Here is a 19,883-nt window from a genome sequence, read left to right as displayed (position 1 = left end):
GCTCAACCACCGGGTGATGCGCAGGGCAGAATGGAGCCATGGGAGCAATCACGGATGTGCCTGGGATCAAGGTTGGCCACGAGCAGAAGACCGGCGACGGCTGGCTGACGGGCGTCACCGTGGTGCTGCCGCCGCCGGGCACTGTCGGGTCGGTGGACGTCCGTGGCGGTGGCCCGGGCACGCATGAGACTGACGCGCTGGATCCCACCACGCTGGTGTCCACGGTGGACGCCGTGGTCCTCACCGGCGGCAGCGCCTACGGGCTCGTCTCGGCTCACGGTGCACAGCGCTGGTGCGAAGAGAACGGCCGGGGCTTCGCCGTCACCGGAGGAGTGGTGCCCATCGTTCCCGCCGCCGCGATCTTCGACCTGGGTCGGGGAGGCGACTTCTCAGCGCGCCCGACGGCGGACATGGGCTACGCGGCCACCGTTGCCGCTGCTGCCGAAAAGGCCGGGCACGACGTCGGACGCGGCAGTGTGGGTGCCGGCACCGGAGCGATGATCGGACGCGGACAGTTCAAAGGTGGGGTGGGTACGGCTTCGGTCACGCTTGAGAACGGCGTGGTTGTGGGGGCGCTTGCCGTGGTGAACGCTCTGGGGTTTCCGGTTGTCGACGGGCGGCAGGAGCCGCAGCCCTCCGCGCGCTCGGTCGTGCCTCCCTTAGACGCGCGCTTCCGGGCTCCGGAACCTGCCGACCGTGATGGCGGCCCACCACCGCTCAACACGACACTTGTAGTTGTGGCGACAAACGCTGTGCTCAATGCGGCGGAATGCAAGCGGACTGCTTCTGCTGCGCATGCTGGCTTGGCCCGGGCGCTCAATCCGTCGCACACGTTGGCCGACGGGGATACTGTGTTCTGCCTTGCCACCGGTGAGGTGGCACTGGACCGGAGTACTGAAACTGCCCGGCAGGTGAGTCTCATTACCTTGCAGAGTGCGGCAGCCGACGTCGTACGCTTGGCGATCCTCGACGGGATTCCGGGAAGTCCAATTTCCGGGTAGGGTGTCTACTTTCATATTTAGTTTGGACTTTCTACACACTTACAGTAAAGTGGTTTGTTGGTTGTCTGCCCAGCTGTGCCCTGTTTGGGGCCGGAGGCGATAACCGATCCAACAAAAACGTTCGTGGCCATGTCCGGTGCAATCCGGCAGGGCTGCGGCAACAACAGTTAGCGGAGGGTATGGCCAAGAAGGACGGGGTCATTGAGATCGAAGGCGTTGTGACTGAGGCGCTGCCTAACGCGATGTTTCGCGTTGAGCTGACCAACAAGCACATCGTACTCGCGCACATCTCAGGCAAGATGCGCCAGCACTACATCAGGATTCTCCCTGAGGACCGGGTAGTGGTGGAACTGAGCCCATATGACCTCACTCGGGGTCGTATCGTCTACCGCTACAAGTAAATTCTGGGCGGCCTCAGCATGAGCTGACGGCTGCTCCAGTTGACCAACTGCCACACGCAAAGGAATGCCATGAAGGTCAAGCCGAGCGTCAAGCAGATCTGCGAAAAGTGCAAAGTGATCCGCCGTAATGGCCGGGTCATGGTGATCTGCGAGAACCCGCGCCACAAGCAGCGCCAGGGCTAATTTCCCTCCCGAGGGAAATCCTGGGTTGCTAACCCACGCAAGTAAATAAAAGGCAGCACAAGCTGAACTGGGACGTATGAGCCCGGACAGCTAACCCCCGGTCGGAGGCTGGGGCCGCACAGAACGTGCGGGTGTACTGCCTACGACCTCCGGTTTATTCAAGGAGCACTGCCTCTATGGCTCGTCTCGCTGGCGTAGACATTCCCCGCGAAAAGCGGTTGGAAATTGCGCTTACTTACATCTACGGCGTGGGCAAGACCCGTGCACACGAAACCCTGGCTGCCACTGGCATCAGCGCTGACGTCCGCGTTAAGGACCTCACCGATGCCCAGCTGGTAGAGCTTCGTGACTACATTGAAGGCAACTACAAGGTTGAGGGTGACCTTCGCCGCGAAGTAGCAGCTGATATCCGCCGCAAGGTTGAAATCGGCAGCTACGAAGGTATTCGCCACCGCAAGGGCCTGCCAGTGCGCGGACAGCGTACGAAGACGAACGCACGTACCCGTAAGGGTCCGAAGCGCACCGTTGCAGGCAAGAAGAAGGCTCGTTAAATCCCTCGGGATTGACTCGTCTTCCCCCAATAACTTTCTGTAGGAGAAAAAATGCCCCCGAAGACTCGTGGCGCGGTTCGCAAGCCGCGTAAGAAGGACAAAAAGAATATCGCGCTGGGCCAGGCGCACATCAAGAGCACTTTTAACAACACCATCGTGTCCATCACGGACCCGAACGGCGCTGTTATATCTTGGGCTTCCTCAGGTGAGGTTGGCTTCAAGGGCTCACGCAAGTCCACCCCGTTCGCAGCCCAGATGGCTGCCGAAGCTGCTGCCAAGCGTGCGCAGGAGCACGGCATGCGCAAGGTTGACGTTTTCGTCAAGGGACCGGGTTCAGGACGCGAGACCGCAATCCGCTCGCTGCAGGCCGCTGGCCTGGAGGTTGGCTCCATCCAGGACGTCACCCCCGCAGCGCACAACGGCTGCCGTCCGCCGAAGCGCCGCCGCGTCTAAGGCTTTTCCAGCAGCTTGAGCTTGCCCGGACCGTCTATGGTCCGGGCAAGCCCAGCCGCGTTAAGTCTTCAGACCGAATTTCCACCACCTGTGTTGCGTCATATAGCGGATGCTCGCCGAAAGGAAACCTAAGTGCTCATTGCACAGCGCCCCACCCTCTCCGAAGAGGTAGTCTCCGATAACCGCTCGCGTTTCATCATTGAACCGCTGGAACCGGGCTTCGGCTACACCCTCGGAAACTCCCTCCGCCGTACCCTGCTCTCCTCCATCCCCGGTGCCGCTGTAACCAGCATCCGGATCGATGGCGTGCTGCACGAGTTCACCACGGTTCCGGGTGTCAAGGAAGATGTCACTGAGATCATCCTGAACATCAAGAGCCTGTCGGTTTCCTCCGAGCACGACGAGCCGGTTGTGGCTTACCTGCGCAAGCAGGGCCCCGGAGTCGTCACCGCCGCGGACATCGCTCCGCCGGCCGGCGTCGAATTCCACAACCCGGATCTGCACATTGCCACGCTGAACTCGAAGGGCAAGTTCGAACTCGAACTGACCATCGAGCGCGGCCGCGGCTACGTTTCGGCAGCTCAGAACAAGTCCGGCGACTCCGAGATCGGCCGTATCCCGGTCGACTCGATCTACTCGCCGGTCCTGAAGGTTACTTTCCGCGTGGAAGCAACCCGTGTTGAGCAGCGCACCGACTTCGACAAGCTCATTGTCGACGTCGAGACCAAGCAGGCCATCGCCCCGCGCGATGCTGTTGCTTCCGCAGGTACCACCCTGGTGGAACTCTTCGGTCTGGCCCGCGAGCTGAACACCGCAGCTGAAGGTATCGAGATTGGCCCGTCGCCGACGGATGCTGCCCTGGCAGCAGACATGGCACTGCCGATCGAGGATCTGGACCTCACCGTCCGTTCCTACAACTGCCTCAAGCGTGAGGGCATCCACACCGTGGGTGAACTCGTTGCACGCTCCGAGGCTGACCTCATGGACATCCGTAACTTCGGTGCGAAGTCCATTGACGAGGTCAAGGCAAAGCTGGTTGAACTGGGCCTGTCCCTCAAGGACTCGCCTCCCGGTTTTGACCTCGCAGCACGCGCCGCAGCAATTGAAGAGGACGACGCCGCTTTCGGCGACGACGAACTCTAACAAACAGATCTTGGCCGGCTGGCTGGATGCACCACGGTGTGCGCAGCCCACTGGCTTCCATATGAGGAGAAACTATTATGCCTACCCCCGCTAAGGGTCCGCGCCTCGGAGGCGGAGCGGCTCACGAGCGTCTTATGCTCGCGAACCTGTCCGCCGCACTGTTCGAGCACAAGCGGATCACCACCACGGTGACCAAGGCCAAGCGCCTGAAGCCGTACGCCGAGCGTCTGGTGACTTTCGCCAAGCGTGGCGACCTGGCTTCCCGCCGCCGTGTACTCGGCCTGATCAGCAACAAGGGCATCGTCCACGAGCTGTTCACCGACATTGCACAGGCAGTGGAGAACCGCGACGGCGGCTACACCCGCATCACCAAGATCGGCAACCGCAAGGGCGACAACGCTCCCATGGCTGTCATCGAACTGGTTCTCGAGCCGGTTTCCGCCAAGCAGGCCGTTGTGGCCGAGGCTACCCAGGCTGCCGCCAAGGCTGCTCCGGTTGCTGAAGAAGCTCCGGTTGTTGAAACCGAAGCCGCTGAGACCGAAGCTGCTGAAGCCAAGTACGCCGGCTCCAAGCCTGCTACGGCTGACAACGTCGCCCCTGAGGGCTTCGAGGTCAAGGGCAACGAGGACTCCATGAAGTACCACGTTCCCGGCTCACGCTGGTACGACGCCACGACTGCTGAAGTCTGGTTCGACTCTGCAGAGTCCGCCGCAGCCGCAGGCTTCGTGCCTGCCGGTGGCGAAGCTGCGCAGGCCGTCGAAGCTGAGTAATCAGGCTCTGACGCTCCAGTAGACTTGTGTCTATGAACGACCAAAAACCCGCTGCCCCCGTTTTGGGGGGCGGCGGGTTTTTGCGCGTCCGGTTTGATTTATCGTACGACGGCGGCCCCTTCAACGGGTGGGCAGTGCAGCCGGGATTGCGGACCGTCCAGGGCATCCTGGAAGAGGCGCTGGCGCTATTGATCCGCCGTCCCATCCGGGTCACCGTGGCGGGACGTACCGACGCCGGCGTGCACGCCCGCGGTCAGGTGGTCCACCTGGACCTGACCGAGGCCGAGTGGCTGAAGCTGCCTCGCGGGCACGAACTGGACCCCGCCGTCGCGTTCTTACGGCGGATTCGTGGCGCCCTCAGCAGGGGGCTGGGCGACCTGAGCGGGGCTATCGAGGTTCACCTGGTGTCCCTGGCACCCGTGGGGTTCGATGCCAGATTCTCCGCGCTGTGGCGGCGGTACAGCTACCGCATCGCGGACGGTCCTGCCCTGTGGGATCCGCTCGAACGGTACTTCACGCTCTGGCACCAAAGCCCGCTGGACGTGGACCTGTTGAACGCGGGTGCCGTGCAGCTGCTGGGGCTGCAGAACTTCCTGTCCTACTGCAAACCGCGGGAGGGTGCCACCACCGTCCGCGAGCTGCAGCGCTTCGAGTTCCACCGCGGTGAGGACGGCGTTATTGTGGCCACCGTCCAGGCCGACGCGTTCTGCCACAACATGGTGCGCTCCCTGGTTGGCTCGGCCCTGTTCGTGGGTGAGGGCATCGAGGAGCCGGGCTGGCTGCATGAGCGGCTGCTGGCCAAGAAACGTGACGCCAAGTCCGTGCTGGCCGCCCCGCACCCGCTGGTCCTTGAGGAAGTGGCCTATCCGTCCGACGACGAGATGCTGGCGAGGGCAGAACTGACCAGGGCTGTGCGGAAGCACTAGATCCGGTCCGGTGGTTGAGCCCGTCGCAACGGAGCGCGGTGGTTGAGCCTGTCGAAACCCTACGGAATCGGTGGCCTGTCAGGAGCGGCCGAAAGCCCTGGCAAATCGCTGTATCGCCCTGATATAAGCGCTTCCCGCTTGGCGCGGCTCCAGCCTTGAACTTGCTTCTCCCGCGCAAACGCCTGGTCAATACGGCTGAACTCTTCAATCCAAACGAGCTCTACCGGCCTTCGCCGGCGCGTGTAGGCCGCCCCTTCACCCGATTGATGTTGTGCCACGCGCATTTCCATATTCACCGTGCTGCCCACGTAGTAGGAGCCGTCTGAGCATCGGAGCATGTAGGCGAATGGCATGTAGCGATTGTGCATCGCATTCTGAGCCCGCGCGGGCGGGAGAATACCTATGTGGAAAACTGCTTGGTTTCGACAGGCTCAACCACCGGGATTGGTTTCGACGGGCTTGGGTCTCGACAGGCTCGACCACCGGGGCTCAGCCACCGGCTTCGACGGGCAGGGTCATGGTGAACGTGCTGCCGCCGCCCAGGGCACTGGCGCAGGCGATGGCACCGCCGTGGCGTTCCAGGATGGTCTTGGTGATCGACAGGCCCAGCCCGGCGCCGGGGATAGCTGCATCCCGGGCCGACTCGGCGCGGAAGAACCGGCTGAAAACCTTGGCCGCATCCTCCGGCGCCATGCCCATGCCGGTGTCCCGGACCACCAGCTTGACCCAGTCCTCGGTACCGGCCGCGCTGATGGTCACAGTGCCGCCGTCGGGGGAGTACTTGATGGCGTTCGACACCAGATTGTCCAGTGCCTGCCCGATCCGCAGCGGGTCGGCGAAGGCCCAGAGCGGTGAGGGCACGTCGGCCACCAGCGACACGGCTGACCGTTCCGCGTGTGCCTGGGCTGAGCCGATGGTGGTCTCCACCAGGCCGGAAATGTCGGTCCGTTTCGGGTGGACGTTCAGGGCGGCGGACGCCTCAAGCGTCAGGTCCGAGACCAGGGCAAGCAGCCGTTCGGAGTTCCGCTGCACCACGTCCAGGCGCTGGATCGTGACGGCGGAGAGTCCGTCGCTGTCCTCGAGCACCAGGTCGATGTTGCCCAGGATGGAATTCAGTGGCGACCGGAATTCGTGGGAGACGTTCGAAACCAGTTCCTCGTTCGCGGCCATGGCTTCAACCAGCCCCGTCACGTCGCTGTAGACGACCACCGCTCCGGTGAGGCGGCCGCCGTCGTCCATTAACGGTCTGGCGGCGGTGGACACCGCACGCTGCTGCGGGACATCACCGATCCAGACGAGATAGTCGGCGAACGATTCACCCTCGATGGCGCGCCGGAGGGGACGTTTGTCCGGCGGCAGGGGAGTCACTTTGTCCTGGGCGAAGACCCGTTGTTCGCTGTGGTCGGCAGGCACGACGCCAGCCGGTGCGGCGGTCTGCTGCCAACGCCGCATCATGTTGTTGGCCAACAGCTGGTCACCGTTCGAATCGACGGCAACAATGCCGACGTCGGTGGCGTCCAGGATGGTCATCAGGAGTTTCTCGCGTTCCCGGCTCGCGGCGAGCAGTTCCCGCAGTTCCTCGCCCATGGCCTGCAGCTGCCGCTGCTGTACCCGCATATTGACGCTGGCGAACCGGATTGCGAGCGAGACGCCGAGCATCATGAGCGGGAAAAGGATCAGTGAAGTGATATCCGCTGCCGTGAGGTTGGGGAATTTTGCGGCCGTTGTGGGGAGCATGATCAGGAGCGGTCCCAGAGCGCTGAGCACGAGGCTTGTGCGGACCATGATCCCGGAAGCGGCCAGCCAAATGACCGGAAATACGACCAGAATTGCCAGGCCCGGCAGGAGCGGCGCGGCGCCGTTGCGCAGCAGCGCGATCGCCAGCAGGTCAAGAACCGGAATCACCAAGTAGGAGCTATGGGGCAGGCGCTCCCAAGGAGTAAGGAAACAGGCCACGAAAAGAATGAGATGAAGGGCGACTGCAGCCAAGTAGAGCGGACTGACCAGCAGGGATGGCCAGGTGAACGGTGTCATCACGCCGAGGACGGCGACAATCAGCGACAGCGGAAGCTGGCACAGTGCCACCTGGGTGCGGGGGCCGAGCTTCCGGAAATAGAGGGCCACACCCCGGGGCGAGGGACGCATAGCCATAGGGGATCTCCAACTTTCGTGACGGTCCCCATTCCGTCCCCAATGAATTGATGCAACCGAATATCTGAAGGCTGACGCGGTCTATCTTCAGAATCCGGATATGCATGTGTTGTCATGGTAATTGACTTTCCAAAACTAATCTCTAGAAGGCGTGTTATCTGCCGTTCATACTTGTACCGTATAGAGAGTTGGAGTGGATGAGGGATTGGCGCTGGGCTGATGGGGGCCTCGTCCACCTGGCAACAGGGATAGACATGGAAGATCTTGGGGTAGCTGTAGTAATTGAAGACGACGCCGATGTGCGGAACCTCCTTGAGGGAGTGCTTCGCCAGGCAGGCTTTGAGGTCCATACTGCCGCCGAAGGGCGGGAGGGCGTAGAAGTGGTACGACATAACAAGGCCCAGGTGGTCACGCTGGACATCGGCCTTCCGGACATTGACGGGTTTGAGGTCCTGCGGCGGATCAGGAATTTCAGTGATGCCTACGTTGTGATGCTGACCGGCCGGACCGAGGAGCCGGATCTGCTCTCGGCCCTGAACGCCGGGGCGGACGACTACATTGCCAAGCCCTTTCGGCCGCGTGAACTCCGGGCCAGGGTGGCGGCAATGATGCGCAGGCCGCGCCATGAGGTCACCAGTCCACCCGAGGCGGCTGCATGGGCTTCACCTCCGGCCGCGCCGGCAACCTTCACCTACGCGGGAGTTCTCCAGCACAACGGGCTCATTCTGAACTACCGGACCCGCACGGTGGTGATTGGTGAGGTCAACCTCGGGCTCACCCGCAGCGAGTTCGACCTCCTGCACACTTTGCTCCGCGGCGAGGGGGAGGTGTGTACGCGGTCCGATCTGGTGCGAGCGGTCCGGGGTGACCTCTATGAGGCCGATGCGTACATCAGTGAGGCTGACGAGCGGGCCGTGGAAGTCCACGTCGGGAACCTTCGCCGCAAGCTGCGGGAGGATCCGCTCTCACCGCGCTGGCTTCAGACGGTGCGCGGAGTGGGCTACCGGCTCGCACCACCAAGGACCGACCTGCAGGGCTGGCCGGGGGCTGGTCACTAGTCGTTTTTCAGGATGTAGTTCGCGTGGAGTTCTGAGACTGTACGCACTCCGTGCTCGGCCAGGGTTGCCAGCAGTGCCTGGCCTTGGACGAAGTCGCTGCGGCGGATGGCATCCTCCAGTGCTTGAGCCAGGACTGACAAACGGATCCCGCCCACCATGGCTGAAGCGATCCGCAGGCTGATGACGGCGTCCAAGGCAATGGGGCGGTCCTCGGTGTGGACCGCTGCCGACAGCCGGCTGAAGCGCTGGTCCCACAAAGACGCGTAATCGCGGGCGAATCCAAGGGCAAGTTCGGGGCCGTCCAGTTCTGCTTCCAGCTCCGCCAGGATGCCGGGTTCGACCCAGCGCGCTGGCTCTTCGCCCATCATCGGCAGGCCAGCGCCCACGCCCGCAGCAGCCCCCGCAGCCGACGGCTCGGCAGGGACACCCCCGCTGCTGGAGGTGAGACGTGGACTATCCATGCTTCAAGGCTACTTTCTGTAGTTACTTGTGAGTCCGTTTTGAGTAGAACCTGTGGAAACCTTGAGTCATCCTTGACTTGACGTATCTGGCGTCATTGCCCGCTGAATGTGACAACCGCGTTGATAACCGCCGGCCCCAGAATGGCAATAAAGAGCACGGGAAAAATAAAGAACAGCAGCGGAAAGAGGATCATCACCGGAAGCTTCATAGCCTTTTCCTCAGCACGCTGGCGGCGTTTTACCCGCATCACCTTCGCCTGGACCCGCAGTACGCGGCTGATGGCAATGCCGTACTTGTCTGCCTGGACAATGGCCTGGACGAAGCTGCGGAGCTCCGGGAGGCTGGTCCGTTCGGCGAGGGCCAGATAGGATTCCCGGCGGCTACGCCCCACTTGCATGTCCTGCAGAGTCCGGACCAATTCCTCTGCCAGCGGTCCCTTGCCGTTTGCCCCCGCGCGTGCCATTGCTCCCTCGAATCCAAGCCCGGCTTCCACAGAAATGAGCATCTGGTCCAGGGTGTTCGCCAGTTCCAGCTGCATGAGCTTTTGGCGCTCCGTGCCTTTGCTGTACAGCATCAGGTCGGGGATGAAATACCCCAGGAACAGTACAAACAAACCCGTGAGCTTGATGAGCGGTGCCGGACTGCTGGTGCTGATCAACAGACCCAGTACGGCCCCAACCAGCCCTAGGACGGGTTTTGCTGCAAGGATTCGGCCCAGCGGCCAGGCGACGGGCCGGCCTGCGAGTGACAGCAGGCGGTCGAGTTTGCGGACATAGGCTGCCGGCGTCAGCCGGTAGCCGATGCCGGAGAGGAATCCGCTGCTGTTTTTTTCCGGGGCTTGGGCATCCTGCCTGCCCCGCGTGAGGATCTCCACTGTGGCGGTGCGGCCCTTGCGGTCCACAGCGAGGAGGGACCAGGTGAGGTAACCAACCGGCAGGGCCACCAGGAGGAGCGAGGAAAATACCAAGGCATTCATGATTCAGCTCAGAACTTCAGGTCGATGATCTTGCGCATCCACAAGCTGCCGATCGTCATGAGGACGACGGAGAGCCCGATCATTCCCCAGCCCAGGGGATGCGTGAACATTGAATTCATGTACCCCGGGTTTACCCCCATGAGCATGACTACGATTCCAAACGGCATCGCGATGAGGATATACGCGGAGAATTTACCCTCTGCTGCCAGCGCCTTGATGTGGCCTTTGATTTCAGACCGCTCCCGGATGGTTTCATTCACCTGGTCGAGGACCTCCGCGAGGTTGCCACCCACTTCCCGGTTGATCTGGATGGCTTGGGCTACCCAGACGAAGTCTTCATTCTTCATCCGCTCGGCAGTATCCGTCAGTGACGCGAGGAGATCGCGACCCAAGCTGGTCTCCGTGATGACGCGGCGCATTTCTTCCGACGTCGGGGCCTGCGATTCTTCAGCCGCGGCATCGATGGCACGGAGGATGCTGTGGCCCGCACGGAGGCCTCCAGCCAGTAACTGCAGGGTGTCGCCGAGCTGCTGATCGAAGCGGTTACGTCGCTTGCCTGCGCGGAAATTGAGGACAACATGCCCTATAAAGGGTGCCGCGGCGAACAGGAGGATCGCGAGGATGGGGCCGAGCACGATCAGCCCCACCAGGGCCCCCACCACGGCTCCGGCCCCCACCAAAACGAGGAACTCAGCCTGCGTCATGCGGACTCCGGCATTCTCCAACGCGTCCCGGCTGAAGAGGCGCAGGCTTCCGCCGTCAAGGGCTTTGTCAAAAATCCGTACTGTCGAACCAGTGATGCGTGTCAGCTGTGAAGCGGGCTCGGATTCATAGGGACGCCGTCTGTCGAGCGGGACCTCCGGAGCAGGCCGGAGGATGGAGGCAACACCCAGCAGGACGGCAGCAGCCAGGAAGAGGACCGCTCCGGCTGTCAGCATCATGGCCGGTTCACAGCGGGAACTGCAGGAGCCGCCGGTGTGGCGAACACTCCCGGCGAGACGTGGATTCCAAGGTCCTCAAAACGGTCGATAAAACGCGGGCGGATACCCGTGGCCACCGGACTGCCAAGGAAGCGGCCGTGTGCGTCCATGCCCGCTGAGTAGTCAAACACAAAAGCGTCCTGCAGTGTGACGATGTCGCCTTCCATGCCTTGGACTTCCGTGACATGGGTAATCCGCCGGGTACCGTCGCGCAGCCGTGAGATTTGGACGATCAGGTTCACGGCTGAGGCAATCTGTTCCCTGATGGCGCGCAGCGGCAGGTCCATGCCTGCCATCAGAACTAGCGTCTCCAACCGGGCCACGGCGTCGCGGGGGGAGTTGGAGTGAACGGTGGACAGGGAGCCGTCGTGGCCGGTATTCATGGCCTGGAGCATGTCCAGTGATTCGCCGCCACGGACCTCGCCCACAACAATGCGGTCAGGGCGCATACGGAGCGAGTTCCGGAGCAGTTCGCGGATGGTCACCTCGCCCTTGCCCTCGGTGTTGGGCGGGCGGCTTTCGAGCCGCACCACGTGGTCCTGCTGGATCTGGAGTTCGACGGCGTCCTCAATGGTGACGATCCGTTCGTTCGCCGGCAGGAAAGATGACAGCACATTCAGCAGGGTGGTCTTTCCCGTCCCCGTTCCGCCCGAGACGATGATGTTCAGCTTCGCCTTCACACAGGCGTTCAGCAGCTCCGCCATTTCCGGGGTGAGCGTCCCGAAATCGATGAGGTTCCGAACCGTCAGGGGCACTTTGCTGAACTTACGAATGGTGAGGGAGGACCCGCCGACCGCCAGGGGCGGGATCACCGCGTTGACACGTGAGCCATCCTCGAGGCGGGCATCAACCAGGGGTGAAGACTCGTCAATGCGACGCCCCACCTTGGACACGATGCGTTCAATCACTTTCCGGAGATGGGCTTCGGAACTGAAGCGTGATTCCGTCAGCGTCAGCTGGCCCTTACGTTCCACATAGATCTGGTCCATGCGGTTCACCATGATCTCGGTGACTTCGGGATCGTCAAGCAGCCGCTGAAGCGGTCCGTACCCCAGGACGTCGTCGGCGACGTCGCGAACAAGCCGCGTTCGCTCGTCGGCTGACAACGGGACCTGTTCCGTGTCGATGATCCGGGTCAGCTCTTCGCGGGCCGTGGTCCTGAGTTCGTGTTCGGTGACGGCTGAATCATTGAAACGGGTTCCCATGCGCTCGAACAATGCGGTGGCAGCGCGTTCTTTGAGCGCAGCGAAAACGTCAACGGGTTGTTGGGTTTTCGCTTTGGGTGGCTCAAGGTGGTCGGAGAAGCTCTCGCTCACAGGCGCCGGACGGACGGCGGGCAAACCGCCGGGCGCGCTTTTGGCGTCAGGCCGCTTGACCTCCGCCCTCTTGAGCTCGACGGCGCTGGTGCGCGCCGGGGCAACCTCCGGATCGACTTTGGACTGCCGGGCGGGAGCCAGGGCGACGGAGGACTGCTGGGGCTGGCCCTTTTGCTGGGCAGCCTGGATACGCTCTGAAAGTTTCATTGGACGACCACCCTTCGATGCAGCTTCCGTTGGGCCTGGGCCCGCCAGGTCGGATTAAATCTGTCCACCAGTTGCCGCAGCCCTTTCGTGGCCGGGTCTTTCACCGGCTCCTGGAGGACAGGGATACCGCGGTTCGTCGAAAAGGCGACAGCACGCGAACGCGGGATGTTGACGTCGATGGGCGCCCCTATGGTGGACTCCACGTCCTGGATTGTCAGCCCTGCTTTCGTGTCCGCCATATTGAGGACCACATGGCGGGTCTCCGGAAGGATGTTGAGCTGGCGGAGGACGTCCAGCCCGGACCGCAGTCCACGGACACTCGGGATGTCCATGCCACTGACCCACACCACGTCGGTGCACCGTTCCATGGCCGCCAGGCCGATCTCTGGTAGGCCGGGCGCTGTGTCCACCACGACGTACTGAAATTCCTCCGCCAGCTGTTCAAGCAGGCGGCTGATCTGTTCCGGAGCGATTTCATCAGCTTCCACCGGGCTCGGGGGAGCACACAAAGCATAGATGCTCCCAGGGTGGACAGTGAGAAACGCCTTTAGTACAAGGGAATCCTGGGCTGCGGCCGGTGAGACGGCATCAGTCACGGTGTGCTCAGGGTTGAGATAGAGCCCCGAGGCGACGTCGCCAAACTGCAGGTCAAGGTCCACAATCACTACGCTCATGGGCGCGATCTTCCCCAGGCCAATGGCGATGTTGGTAGCAATGGTCGTTTTGCCGACCCCGCCTTTGGGCGAAAACACGCCGATCACCAGGCCCTTGGGAGTGCCAGGAGTCCCGGGCTGTTTTGGGTCTTGGGACCTGTGGCGGCTGGCGAAGGACTGGCAGGCACGCTCCAGCAGTACCCGGATCTGGGCTGGGTCCGACGCGGGGCTAAGGATGTCCCGGATGCCGGCGCGCATGGCCTGTAGCAGGAATGCCGGATCCGGTTCGCTGACGAGGACGACGCTCAACTCGGGAAAGCCCACGTCCAGCACCGTGGCCAGCCGGAGCGCGTCGTCAACGGGAACCTCAGGGCCAAGGATGAGTACTTCGGGAAATTCCTGATCCAGTTGGGCGAATAGCTCATGCGGATCCGCGGGCAAGACACTCGTGAAGAAGGTCTGGACTCCTCCTTGGAGGCCCCCTGCCACAGCCTGGCGCAGGCGGCCGTCAAAATTGACGTCGGGAGTCACCAGGACAAAGCGGCTCACTTGTATACCTCCGGCCGCTGCATGACCCGCGGACCGTTGTCCTGGGCATCGAGCGGTTCACGGGTTAGCCAGATGCTGGCAAACTCTGAGGCGAAAATGATCTTGGCGGCGTCGACGTCGTTCACGGCCACCGTGAGCATCAGCGATCCTGTGGGAAGGGTTGAATCACGGGGATCTGTTGCCGGTTCTGCGCTCTCAGAGGGTGCCGGTTTCGCGGCAGCTGCTTCGGGTGCCCGTTGGACTGCTGTCACGAGTGCCTTGTGGACGGACAGCTGGGTTGTTTCCTTATCTGTCTTCGCTTCCAGCCCGCCTTGCTTCATGGAGATAAACACGCCTACGTGGTCGCCCGGAGCAAGCCGCCCGCCGACGACGCGCTGGGGTTCCAACTGGAATGACACCTCCTGGAGGCCGGCAGGCACGTTAACCGATCCGGATGTCTTGAGGTCTTCCGGTGCGACCAGGCGCTCGGCCACCAACTGTTCACCAGGCACGAGGTCCACTGCAGCTACTTTCCCGGCTTCACTGTCGAGGGTGGTCAGCGATGTTTTTGCAACCGATGCACCGGGAAGCTGCTCTGTGGCGATGGAGGCCTTGAAGGCTTCCACCGGAGTGCCGGCAGGGATTGCCTGTTTTACCACCAGCACGCCGACGGGCTCCAACTCCTGCACCGCGCGCTGGTCGGCTCCTTGGGCGTAGGTGAACATCAGCACAGCGCCGATGATAGCCAGCACCACTGCCGCGACTCCTGCCAACAAGCGTGACTTCACTGACTGCTCCTGTAGTATTCCGGATCAAGGTTATTCATGGGGGCTAACTGGTGAATTCGACGACGGTGGCGCCGTAGGGACTGACGGGACCGAGCACGTAACCGTCAGACAGTGACACGTATTTGACGAAGCTTCCGATAATTCCTCGGCAGTTTCCTGTGCAGGCCATAGTGCTTCCTACGTGGGCTGCCTCGTTGTGGAAGACAAGGGGGAGGCCAGATCCGCCACTGAACTTCCAGCCCTTGACATTGAAGGCCGCGAACGAAGTGAGGACATACGAGGCGCCGGAGCCGGTGCCCGTCACTGCTGCGTACACCGGAAGAAGAACTGTGATGTCGCGTCCTGCAGTGAGTTCGGCGGCCCATTTGTTGAGGATGGCGTCGCAGTTCGAGGGACCGTCATTGCCTGTGTCGCTCCCGCTTTCAAGGATCGCCAGGTTGACGCTGCCGCCGCAGCTGCCCGGATCTTGAACTATCCACCCGAAGCCGCCGGGCACGGTGCTTCCCGCCGACCCCAGCGGACCACAATCCGTGTTTGCATTTGAGCTGTGGTTCTGGAGCAGTTGGCTTGCACCACCCACCATCCCCGCAACCTGGCACACCGAAAAGGCCAAGGGGAAGGGGGTGGTTCCTTCCAGCGGACTGCCCCAGCGGACGCTGGCCTTGGAGTCTACCTCGGCGCTGGATATGCCCAGCGCGTTAGCGAATAGGAGCGTCACTTTGTTGGGTTCCTTGCCTTGCTCCTGGGCTCCGGCCGTCACCGTGACCGCCCGATTGACCTTGTCCAGGACGAGCGATTTCACGTTGCTTCGGCCATCCAGGGCGTTACCGCTCAGAACGGAGGCAGCCAGGGTGGAGGTCGTGGCGCAGTTCGGGTCGACTTCACTCTTGGCGCATTTCTGGGCCACCAGCAGTGCCGCTGCGTCGGCGCCATTCTGGAGCTGTGCCTTCTCGGAGTAGAGCATTCCGACGTCTACGGCAATGGCGGTGAATCCCAAGAGCACCACCATGAGAAGGGCCACAATAACGCTGACGCCGCCGCGTTCCCTTTCCTGCTCCACGTTCAGCCGCCGCACAACATCACTCCTCTGCCTGTCATGGCGAATGGTCCCGCGATTCCGGTCAGCGTACTGAGCGTGTAATTGACGGTCACAGTCATCTGCGCGGTGGGGGTGCAGTTGGCTGTGCTGAATATGATGCTTGCGTCAGCAAGGCCTGGGCTGAGAGAAACGGCAGCGTTCTTGGCCGCTGTCCGGGCTGAGGTCTGGTTGTTGGAAACTGCCATGACCCGCACGCCCTCTCGGGCTGCATTGGTCAGGGAGATCTGCGCGTTGTAGGCCCGGCCGAACTCCATGATGCCCAGGAGCAGCATGACCAAGAGGGGCGCCACGATCGCAAACTCGACCGCGACGGCTCCACGCTCGGATGCCCTGGACATGAGGGGTGCCTTTCGGTCAGGCCAATCTAGTTCGGGAAATGAAAGTGGCGGCGGCTTGGGGCCGCCGCCACTCCGTCAACGGTGAAGTCTGAGTGCTGTTGTCCAGCTGGCCAGCGAGACCGCCTTACGGGACAATCGTGCAGGCACCAGCTGCCCAGGTGTCGCCGGCCACGCGGCACTGGACCTCTTCGAACATCAGGTTCAGGGTCCCGCCGAGGAGGCTGACGGCGACAATGATGACAACAGCGATGAGGCCGACCATGATGCCGTATTCGACGGCGGTGGCGCCCTTTTCTTCACTGCGAAAGCGGATCATGAGGTTGGTGTAGAGAGACAGCATGGGGACTCCTGAGCGAGTTATGGGTGGCTGGTCCTGCACCAGCTCAACCACGAAACTAGCAACCTTGATGGGACTTTGATCGGATCTTGCAGAACCCTGCGCCAAGTCTTCATCTGCTGCGTGTCTCATGCGCTTTCCCTGCGGAAATCCTGTGCTGACGCTGCGAAACGTTGATTGTCTGGGCACACAAACGGACCCCCTCGGTTCTGGGTTCCGAGAGGGTCCGGTCTTTGGGGCGCCGGTGGGCGCGCTAAGGCATGCCGTGTAGGGAATCGATGCTAAAGCGACGAAAAGTTATTCATCACGTTAATGACGGCAGGACCTATTATCACGATGAACAGGACAGGAAGGATGCAGAACATCAGCGGAAAGAGCACCTTAACCGGTAGCTTCATTGCTTTCTCTTCAGCTCTTTGGCGCCTCTTTACCCGCATCTGTTTGGCCTGGGTTCGCAGGACGTTGGCAATGGCTATGCCATAGATGTCGGCCTGGACCACAGCCCGAACGAAACTCCGGAGGTCGGGAACATCTGTGCGCGTAGCCATCGCCAAGTAAGCGTCGCGACGGCTCCGGCCCACCTGCATATCTTGAAGGGTTCGAACCAGTTCTTCTGCAAGGGGGCCCTTGCCATTTTGTCCGGCTCTTGTCATCGCGGTTTCAAATCCCAGCCCGGCTTCAACTGAGATCAGCATTTGATCCAAAGTGTTAGGCAGTTCAAGTTCAATCGCGGATTGGCGCTTTGCACCTCGGCCGTGAATGAGAATGTCGGGAACAAAGTACGCGAGCAATGTCAAAGCCAAGGCCATCAATACGGTAGTTCCAGCCGGCGACCGCAGAATCAGAAGGATGCCCAGCACGCCCACTACTAGTGCCAATGCCGGTTTTGCGATGAGCAAGCGCTCCAATGGCAGATTGGTCGGGCGCCCCGCCCGTGCCAGGAGCTTATCGAGCCAGGCCACGTAGCCCTTGGGCGTCAGTCGTGTACCAAGGGCCATAGTCGATTTCGTATCGACAGGGGAATCCCTGCCTTCTGCAACCCTTAAGCCTCGTCCAAGATTGCTTTGAACAGCGGCAAAACCCCGGCGATCGACTGAGACGAACGACCACACCATGAACGAACTTGGAAGAATTACTAGTGCAATAATTACCCACGCCATTGCGCTCACAACGACCTCCTAGAACTTGATCTTGATGACACGGCTGAGCCAGAAGCCACCGAGTATCAGTAAAAAGACGGACGCCCCGATCATGACCCAACCGAGAAGACTGGTATATAGCGTGCCAATGTACCCAGGGCTTGCCACGCTGAGATACAGGAACATCCCTATCGGGAGAGCCATCAGAATGTAAGCAGAGATCCTTCCCTCTGCGCTCAGTGCTTGAACCTGTCCCTTAATTTGGGAGCGTTCACGGATTGTCTCGCCCACGTGATCTAACACGTCCGCGAGGTCGCCTCCCACCTCACGGTGAATTTCAATGGCCTGGCTGGTCCAGTCGAAGTCCTCACTCCGTAATCGACGAGCCGCGTCCAACATGGATTCCCGCAAATCGCGACCGAGACGGGTCTCGTTGACTAAACGTGCGAACTCTTCTGATGTGGGAGCATCCGCCTCCTTGGAAACCGCGTCAACTGATCTCAAAAGACTATGGCCCGCCCGCAGGCCGCCAGCGAGCATTTGCAACGTGTCACCAAGCTGGTCCTCGAATTTGGCTCTACGCCGACTTGTCAAAATATTGAGGAAAACCAACGCGCCCAGGGGCGTGGCAAGAAGTAAGAGAACACCCAATACCGGACCTCCCAAGATGAATCCCACCGCACCCATTGCGACGCCGACGCAGGCGATGAGCAAGATGAAATCTGCTTGCCGCATCTTCAGCCCGGCCTGTTCAAGTGACTCTCGACTTCCGAATCGCGCATTGCCGCTGACATTGCGCTCAACGAAGGTGGCAGCCGAAGTGGTGACCCGAGTCAGGACTGATGGCTGGCTCGTGGCACCCGGCCGTCGACGCGATAAGGCGATCTCTCGGTGACCGCCACCTAGCGTTGCCAGGAACAGAACGGCAATGGCTATCACGCAGAGGACGATCCCGACCGCGAGAAAGATAGGGTTGTCGACCGTCACCGGAATCCCCCCCCGATGGGCGAACTGCCAAATACTGCCGGGGACAGCGGGATGCCTAGTTCCGCAAAGTGATCTACAAACCGCGGCCGCACGCCGGTGGGAATTGGGCGCCCCAGGAATTTGCCCTCGGCGTCCACACCTGCACTGTAGTCAAATGCAAAAGCATCCTGCAGCGTGACAATGTCGCCTTCCATACCCTGCACTTCCGTGACGTGCGTAACGCGGCGTGTGCCGTCGCGCAGCCGGGAGATGTGCACTATCAGGTTGACGGCCGAAGCTATCTGTTCCCTTATGGCGCGGAGCGGTAGGTCCATACCCGCCATCAGTACCAAGGTTTCCAGCCGCGAGATGGCATCGCGGGGGGAGTTTGCGTGAACGGTGGATATCGAGCCATCATGACCGGTGTTCATGGCTTGAAGCATGTCCAGGGACTCGCCACCGCGGACCTCACCGATAACGATGCGATCCGGGCGCATTCGGAGCGAGTTTCGAACTAACTCGCGGATGCTGACTTCGCCCTTCCCTTCAATGTTCCGAGGCCGACTTTCGAGCCGCACCACGTGCTCCTGTTGCAACTGCAGTTCGACCGCGTCCTCTATGGTGACAATGCGCTCGTCCGGGGGCAAAAACGATGAGAGCACGTTCAGAAGCGTGGTCTTTCCCGTACCAGTGCCACCAGAAACAATGATGTTGAGTCGAGCCTGGACACAGGCGTGGAGTAACTCGGCGATTTCCGGGGAAAGGGTCCCGAACGAGATCAGGTTATTGACCGTGAGCGGCACACGTCCAAACTTGCGGATTGTCAGCGTGGATCCGCTCACTGCCAATGGCGGGATAATTGCATTGACTCGGGATCCGTCGGAAAGACGGGCGTCTACGAGGGGGGATGATTCGTCAATTCGCCGGCCCACTTTCGTGACGATCCGCTCAATGATGCGGCGGAGATGCTCTTCACTGTTGAACTTGGCACCTGTGAGGAATAGCTTTCCCCGGCTCTCTACGTATATCTTGCTGGGCCCATTGACCATGATCTCAGTCACGTCAACGTCGTTGAGAAACTTCTCCAGGGGCCCCAGACCCAGCACGTCATCGATGATGTCCTGAACGAGGCGCTGACGTTCGGAAGGACTGAGGGGGATTTCGTCTTCCTCAATAATCGCCCGCAACTCGTCTTTGACATACTGCTGGAGCTCGGTATCGTCCATGGAAGAATCGGTGATCCGGCTACCCATGCGCTCATAAAGCGCGGCACCAGCACGTTCCTTGACGGCGTTAAGGGCTTCATTGGTTTCGGAGCCCATAGTTTTCGGTTCTGGGTTGCCCCCCGGCAGGTCAGATGAGCCTCCGGCTTGCCCAGCCCATGGCCCGTTCTGAACCGTCGTCGTCGCACTCGTGGGTTTGTCGAAGCCGCGAGCGGCTTCCAGTCGCTGGGACAG

Annotated in this window: 23 protein-coding genes; 9 read left to right on the top strand and 14 right to left on the bottom strand. The window is 61.4% G+C overall.

Going from position 1 to position 19,883, the window contains the following annotated elements:
* Positions 1-38: 38 nt before the first annotated feature.
* The 8 genes from ACX80V_RS09630 (at position 39) to ACX80V_RS09595 (ending at position 5,428) form a co-directional block, all read left to right on the top strand.
* On the top strand, positions 39-1,001 hold the full coding sequence (locus tag ACX80V_RS09630) for a P1 family peptidase (RefSeq protein WP_485842970.1): 963 nt from the start codon (positions 39-41) through the stop codon (positions 999-1,001).
* Between the two features lie 179 nt (positions 1,002-1,180).
* Positions 1,181-1,402, top strand: coding sequence for a translation initiation factor IF-1 (infA, locus tag ACX80V_RS09625; RefSeq protein ID WP_009358723.1), 222 nt, complete (start codon positions 1,181-1,183; stop codon positions 1,400-1,402).
* A gap of 69 nt (positions 1,403-1,471) precedes the next feature.
* The gene (rpmJ, locus tag ACX80V_RS09620) at positions 1,472-1,585 is read left to right on the top strand and encodes a 50S ribosomal protein L36 (RefSeq protein ID WP_009358722.1); all 114 of its coding nucleotides are present in this window, start codon (positions 1,472-1,474) and stop codon (positions 1,583-1,585) included.
* 176 nt (positions 1,586-1,761) lie between these two features.
* Positions 1,762-2,136, top strand: a complete 375-nt coding sequence (gene rpsM, locus ACX80V_RS09615) for a 30S ribosomal protein S13 (protein WP_028275004.1) — start codon at positions 1,762-1,764, stop codon at positions 2,134-2,136.
* A 51-nt stretch (positions 2,137-2,187) separates the two neighbouring features.
* Positions 2,188-2,589 (top strand): 30S ribosomal protein S11, encoded by a 402-nt coding sequence (gene rpsK, locus ACX80V_RS09610; RefSeq protein WP_018769149.1) that lies wholly within the window; start codon positions 2,188-2,190, stop codon positions 2,587-2,589.
* A gap of 132 nt (positions 2,590-2,721) precedes the next feature.
* The gene (locus ACX80V_RS09605; protein WP_056344331.1) at positions 2,722-3,732 is read left to right on the top strand and encodes a DNA-directed RNA polymerase subunit alpha; all 1,011 of its coding nucleotides are present in this window, start codon (positions 2,722-2,724) and stop codon (positions 3,730-3,732) included.
* Between the two features lie 77 nt (positions 3,733-3,809).
* The gene (rplQ, locus tag ACX80V_RS09600; protein WP_485842969.1) at positions 3,810-4,502 is read left to right on the top strand and encodes a 50S ribosomal protein L17, sunset domain variant; all 693 of its coding nucleotides are present in this window, start codon (positions 3,810-3,812) and stop codon (positions 4,500-4,502) included.
* 32 nt (positions 4,503-4,534) lie between these two features.
* Positions 4,535-5,428, top strand: a complete 894-nt coding sequence (locus ACX80V_RS09595; protein ID WP_485842968.1) for a tRNA pseudouridine synthase A — start codon at positions 4,535-4,537, stop codon at positions 5,426-5,428.
* A gap of 59 nt (positions 5,429-5,487) precedes the next feature.
* On the opposite strand, the gene ACX80V_RS09590 is transcribed toward ACX80V_RS09595, so the two are convergent.
* Both ACX80V_RS09590 and ACX80V_RS09585 read right to left on the bottom strand, forming a co-directional pair.
* The gene (locus ACX80V_RS09590; protein WP_485842967.1) at positions 5,488-5,781 is read right to left on the bottom strand and encodes a GIY-YIG nuclease family protein; all 294 of its coding nucleotides are present in this window, start codon (positions 5,779-5,781) and stop codon (positions 5,488-5,490) included.
* 136 nt (positions 5,782-5,917) lie between these two features.
* Positions 5,918-7,579 (bottom strand): sensor histidine kinase, encoded by a 1,662-nt coding sequence (locus tag ACX80V_RS09585; protein ID WP_485842966.1) that lies wholly within the window; start codon positions 7,577-7,579, stop codon positions 5,918-5,920.
* A 254-nt stretch (positions 7,580-7,833) separates the two neighbouring features.
* Here ACX80V_RS09585 and ACX80V_RS09580 point away from each other — a divergent pair, with 254 nt between their 5' ends.
* Entirely contained in the window at positions 7,834-8,637 is an 804-nt protein-coding gene (locus ACX80V_RS09580) for a response regulator transcription factor (protein WP_485842965.1), read from the top strand.
* On the opposite strand, the gene ACX80V_RS09575 is transcribed toward ACX80V_RS09580, so the two are convergent.
* From ACX80V_RS09575 to ACX80V_RS09520, 12 genes are all read right to left on the bottom strand, one after another.
* A complete protein-coding gene (locus ACX80V_RS09575; RefSeq protein ID WP_485842964.1) occupies positions 8,634-9,098 on the bottom strand; it encodes an Hpt domain-containing protein in 465 nt (154 codons plus the stop codon). The two genes, ACX80V_RS09580 and ACX80V_RS09575, sit on opposite strands and share 4 nt — an antisense overlap.
* A 92-nt stretch (positions 9,099-9,190) precedes the next feature.
* The gene (locus ACX80V_RS09570; protein ID WP_485842963.1) at positions 9,191-10,075 is read right to left on the bottom strand and encodes a type II secretion system F family protein; all 885 of its coding nucleotides are present in this window, start codon (positions 10,073-10,075) and stop codon (positions 9,191-9,193) included.
* Positions 10,076-10,083: 8 nt separating this feature from the next.
* Positions 10,084-11,016, bottom strand: coding sequence for a type II secretion system F family protein (locus tag ACX80V_RS09565; RefSeq protein WP_485842962.1), 933 nt, complete (start codon positions 11,014-11,016; stop codon positions 10,084-10,086).
* Positions 11,013-12,578 carry a TadA family conjugal transfer-associated ATPase gene (locus ACX80V_RS09560; protein WP_485842961.1) on the bottom strand — a complete coding sequence of 522 codons (1,566 nt, stop codon included), beginning with the start codon at positions 12,576-12,578 and terminating at the stop codon, positions 11,013-11,015. Before ACX80V_RS09560 ends, ACX80V_RS09565 begins: the two co-directional genes overlap by 4 nt.
* Entirely contained in the window at positions 12,575-13,780 is a 1,206-nt protein-coding gene (locus ACX80V_RS09555) for a CpaE/TadZ family protein (RefSeq protein ID WP_485842960.1), read from the bottom strand. Before ACX80V_RS09555 ends, ACX80V_RS09560 begins: the two co-directional genes overlap by 4 nt.
* Entirely contained in the window at positions 13,777-14,547 is a 771-nt protein-coding gene (cpaB, locus tag ACX80V_RS09550) for a Flp pilus assembly protein CpaB (RefSeq protein WP_252598385.1), read from the bottom strand. The genes ACX80V_RS09555 and cpaB overlap by 4 nt, the downstream gene beginning before the upstream one ends.
* A 43-nt stretch (positions 14,548-14,590) precedes the next feature.
* Positions 14,591-15,622 (bottom strand): pilus assembly protein TadG-related protein, encoded by a 1,032-nt coding sequence (locus tag ACX80V_RS09545; protein ID WP_485842959.1) that lies wholly within the window; start codon positions 15,620-15,622, stop codon positions 14,591-14,593.
* The gene (locus ACX80V_RS09540; protein WP_485842958.1) at positions 15,610-15,984 is read right to left on the bottom strand and encodes a TadE/TadG family type IV pilus assembly protein; all 375 of its coding nucleotides are present in this window, start codon (positions 15,982-15,984) and stop codon (positions 15,610-15,612) included. The genes ACX80V_RS09545 and ACX80V_RS09540 overlap by 13 nt, the downstream gene beginning before the upstream one ends.
* Positions 15,985-16,108: 124 nt before the next feature.
* On the bottom strand, positions 16,109-16,324 hold the full coding sequence (locus ACX80V_RS09535; protein ID WP_485842957.1) for a Flp family type IVb pilin: 216 nt from the start codon (positions 16,322-16,324) through the stop codon (positions 16,109-16,111).
* Positions 16,325-16,602: 278 nt separating this feature from the next.
* Positions 16,603-17,490, bottom strand: a complete 888-nt coding sequence (locus ACX80V_RS09530) for a type II secretion system F family protein (protein WP_485842956.1) — start codon at positions 17,488-17,490, stop codon at positions 16,603-16,605.
* Between the two features lie 9 nt (positions 17,491-17,499).
* Positions 17,500-18,447: a type II secretion system F family protein gene (locus tag ACX80V_RS09525; protein ID WP_485842955.1), complete on the bottom strand. Its 948-nt coding sequence runs from the start codon at positions 18,445-18,447 to the stop codon at positions 17,500-17,502.
* Complete coding sequence (locus ACX80V_RS09520) at positions 18,444-19,748, bottom strand: TadA family conjugal transfer-associated ATPase (RefSeq protein WP_485842954.1); 1,305 nt, start codon at positions 19,746-19,748, stop codon at positions 18,444-18,446. The genes ACX80V_RS09525 and ACX80V_RS09520 overlap by 4 nt, the downstream gene beginning before the upstream one ends.
* Positions 19,749-19,883 lie beyond the last annotated feature (135 nt).

The organism is Pseudarthrobacter arbutini (assembly GCF_054510915.1).
This window is presented reverse-complemented; position numbering and strand designations above follow the sequence as displayed.

Coding starts and splice junctions, on each gene's coding strand:
- ACX80V_RS09630 (WP_485842970.1), top strand. CDS start 39: ATGGGAGCAATCACGGATGTGCCTGGGATCAAGGTTGGCCACGAGCAG.
- infA (WP_009358723.1), top strand. CDS start 1,181: ATGGCCAAGAAGGACGGGGTCATTGAGATCGAAGGCGTTGTGACTGAG.
- rpmJ (WP_009358722.1), top strand. CDS start 1,472: ATGAAGGTCAAGCCGAGCGTCAAGCAGATCTGCGAAAAGTGCAAAGTG.
- rpsM (WP_028275004.1), top strand. CDS start 1,762: ATGGCTCGTCTCGCTGGCGTAGACATTCCCCGCGAAAAGCGGTTGGAA.
- rpsK (WP_018769149.1), top strand. CDS start 2,188: ATGCCCCCGAAGACTCGTGGCGCGGTTCGCAAGCCGCGTAAGAAGGAC.
- rplQ (WP_485842969.1), top strand. CDS start 3,810: ATGCCTACCCCCGCTAAGGGTCCGCGCCTCGGAGGCGGAGCGGCTCAC.
- ACX80V_RS09595 (WP_485842968.1), top strand. CDS start 4,535: ATGAACGACCAAAAACCCGCTGCCCCCGTTTTGGGGGGCGGCGGGTTT.
- ACX80V_RS09590 (WP_485842967.1), bottom strand. CDS start 5,781: ATGCCATTCGCCTACATGCTCCGATGCTCAGACGGCTCCTACTACGTG.
- ACX80V_RS09585 (WP_485842966.1), bottom strand. CDS start 7,579: ATGGCTATGCGTCCCTCGCCCCGGGGTGTGGCCCTCTATTTCCGGAAG.
- ACX80V_RS09580 (WP_485842965.1), top strand. CDS start 7,834: ATGGAAGATCTTGGGGTAGCTGTAGTAATTGAAGACGACGCCGATGTG.
- ACX80V_RS09575 (WP_485842964.1), bottom strand. CDS start 9,098: ATGGATAGTCCACGTCTCACCTCCAGCAGCGGGGGTGTCCCTGCCGAG.
- ACX80V_RS09570 (WP_485842963.1), bottom strand. CDS start 10,075: ATGAATGCCTTGGTATTTTCCTCGCTCCTCCTGGTGGCCCTGCCGGTT.
- ACX80V_RS09565 (WP_485842962.1), bottom strand. CDS start 11,016: ATGATGCTGACAGCCGGAGCGGTCCTCTTCCTGGCTGCTGCCGTCCTG.
- ACX80V_RS09560 (WP_485842961.1), bottom strand. CDS start 12,578: ATGAAACTTTCAGAGCGTATCCAGGCTGCCCAGCAAAAGGGCCAGCCC.
- ACX80V_RS09540 (WP_485842958.1), bottom strand. CDS start 15,984: ATGTCCAGGGCATCCGAGCGTGGAGCCGTCGCGGTCGAGTTTGCGATC.
- ACX80V_RS09535 (WP_485842957.1), bottom strand. CDS start 16,324: ATGCTGTCTCTCTACACCAACCTCATGATCCGCTTTCGCAGTGAAGAA.
- ACX80V_RS09520 (WP_485842954.1), bottom strand. CDS start 19,748: ATGGGCTCCGAAACCAATGAAGCCCTTAACGCCGTCAAGGAACGTGCT.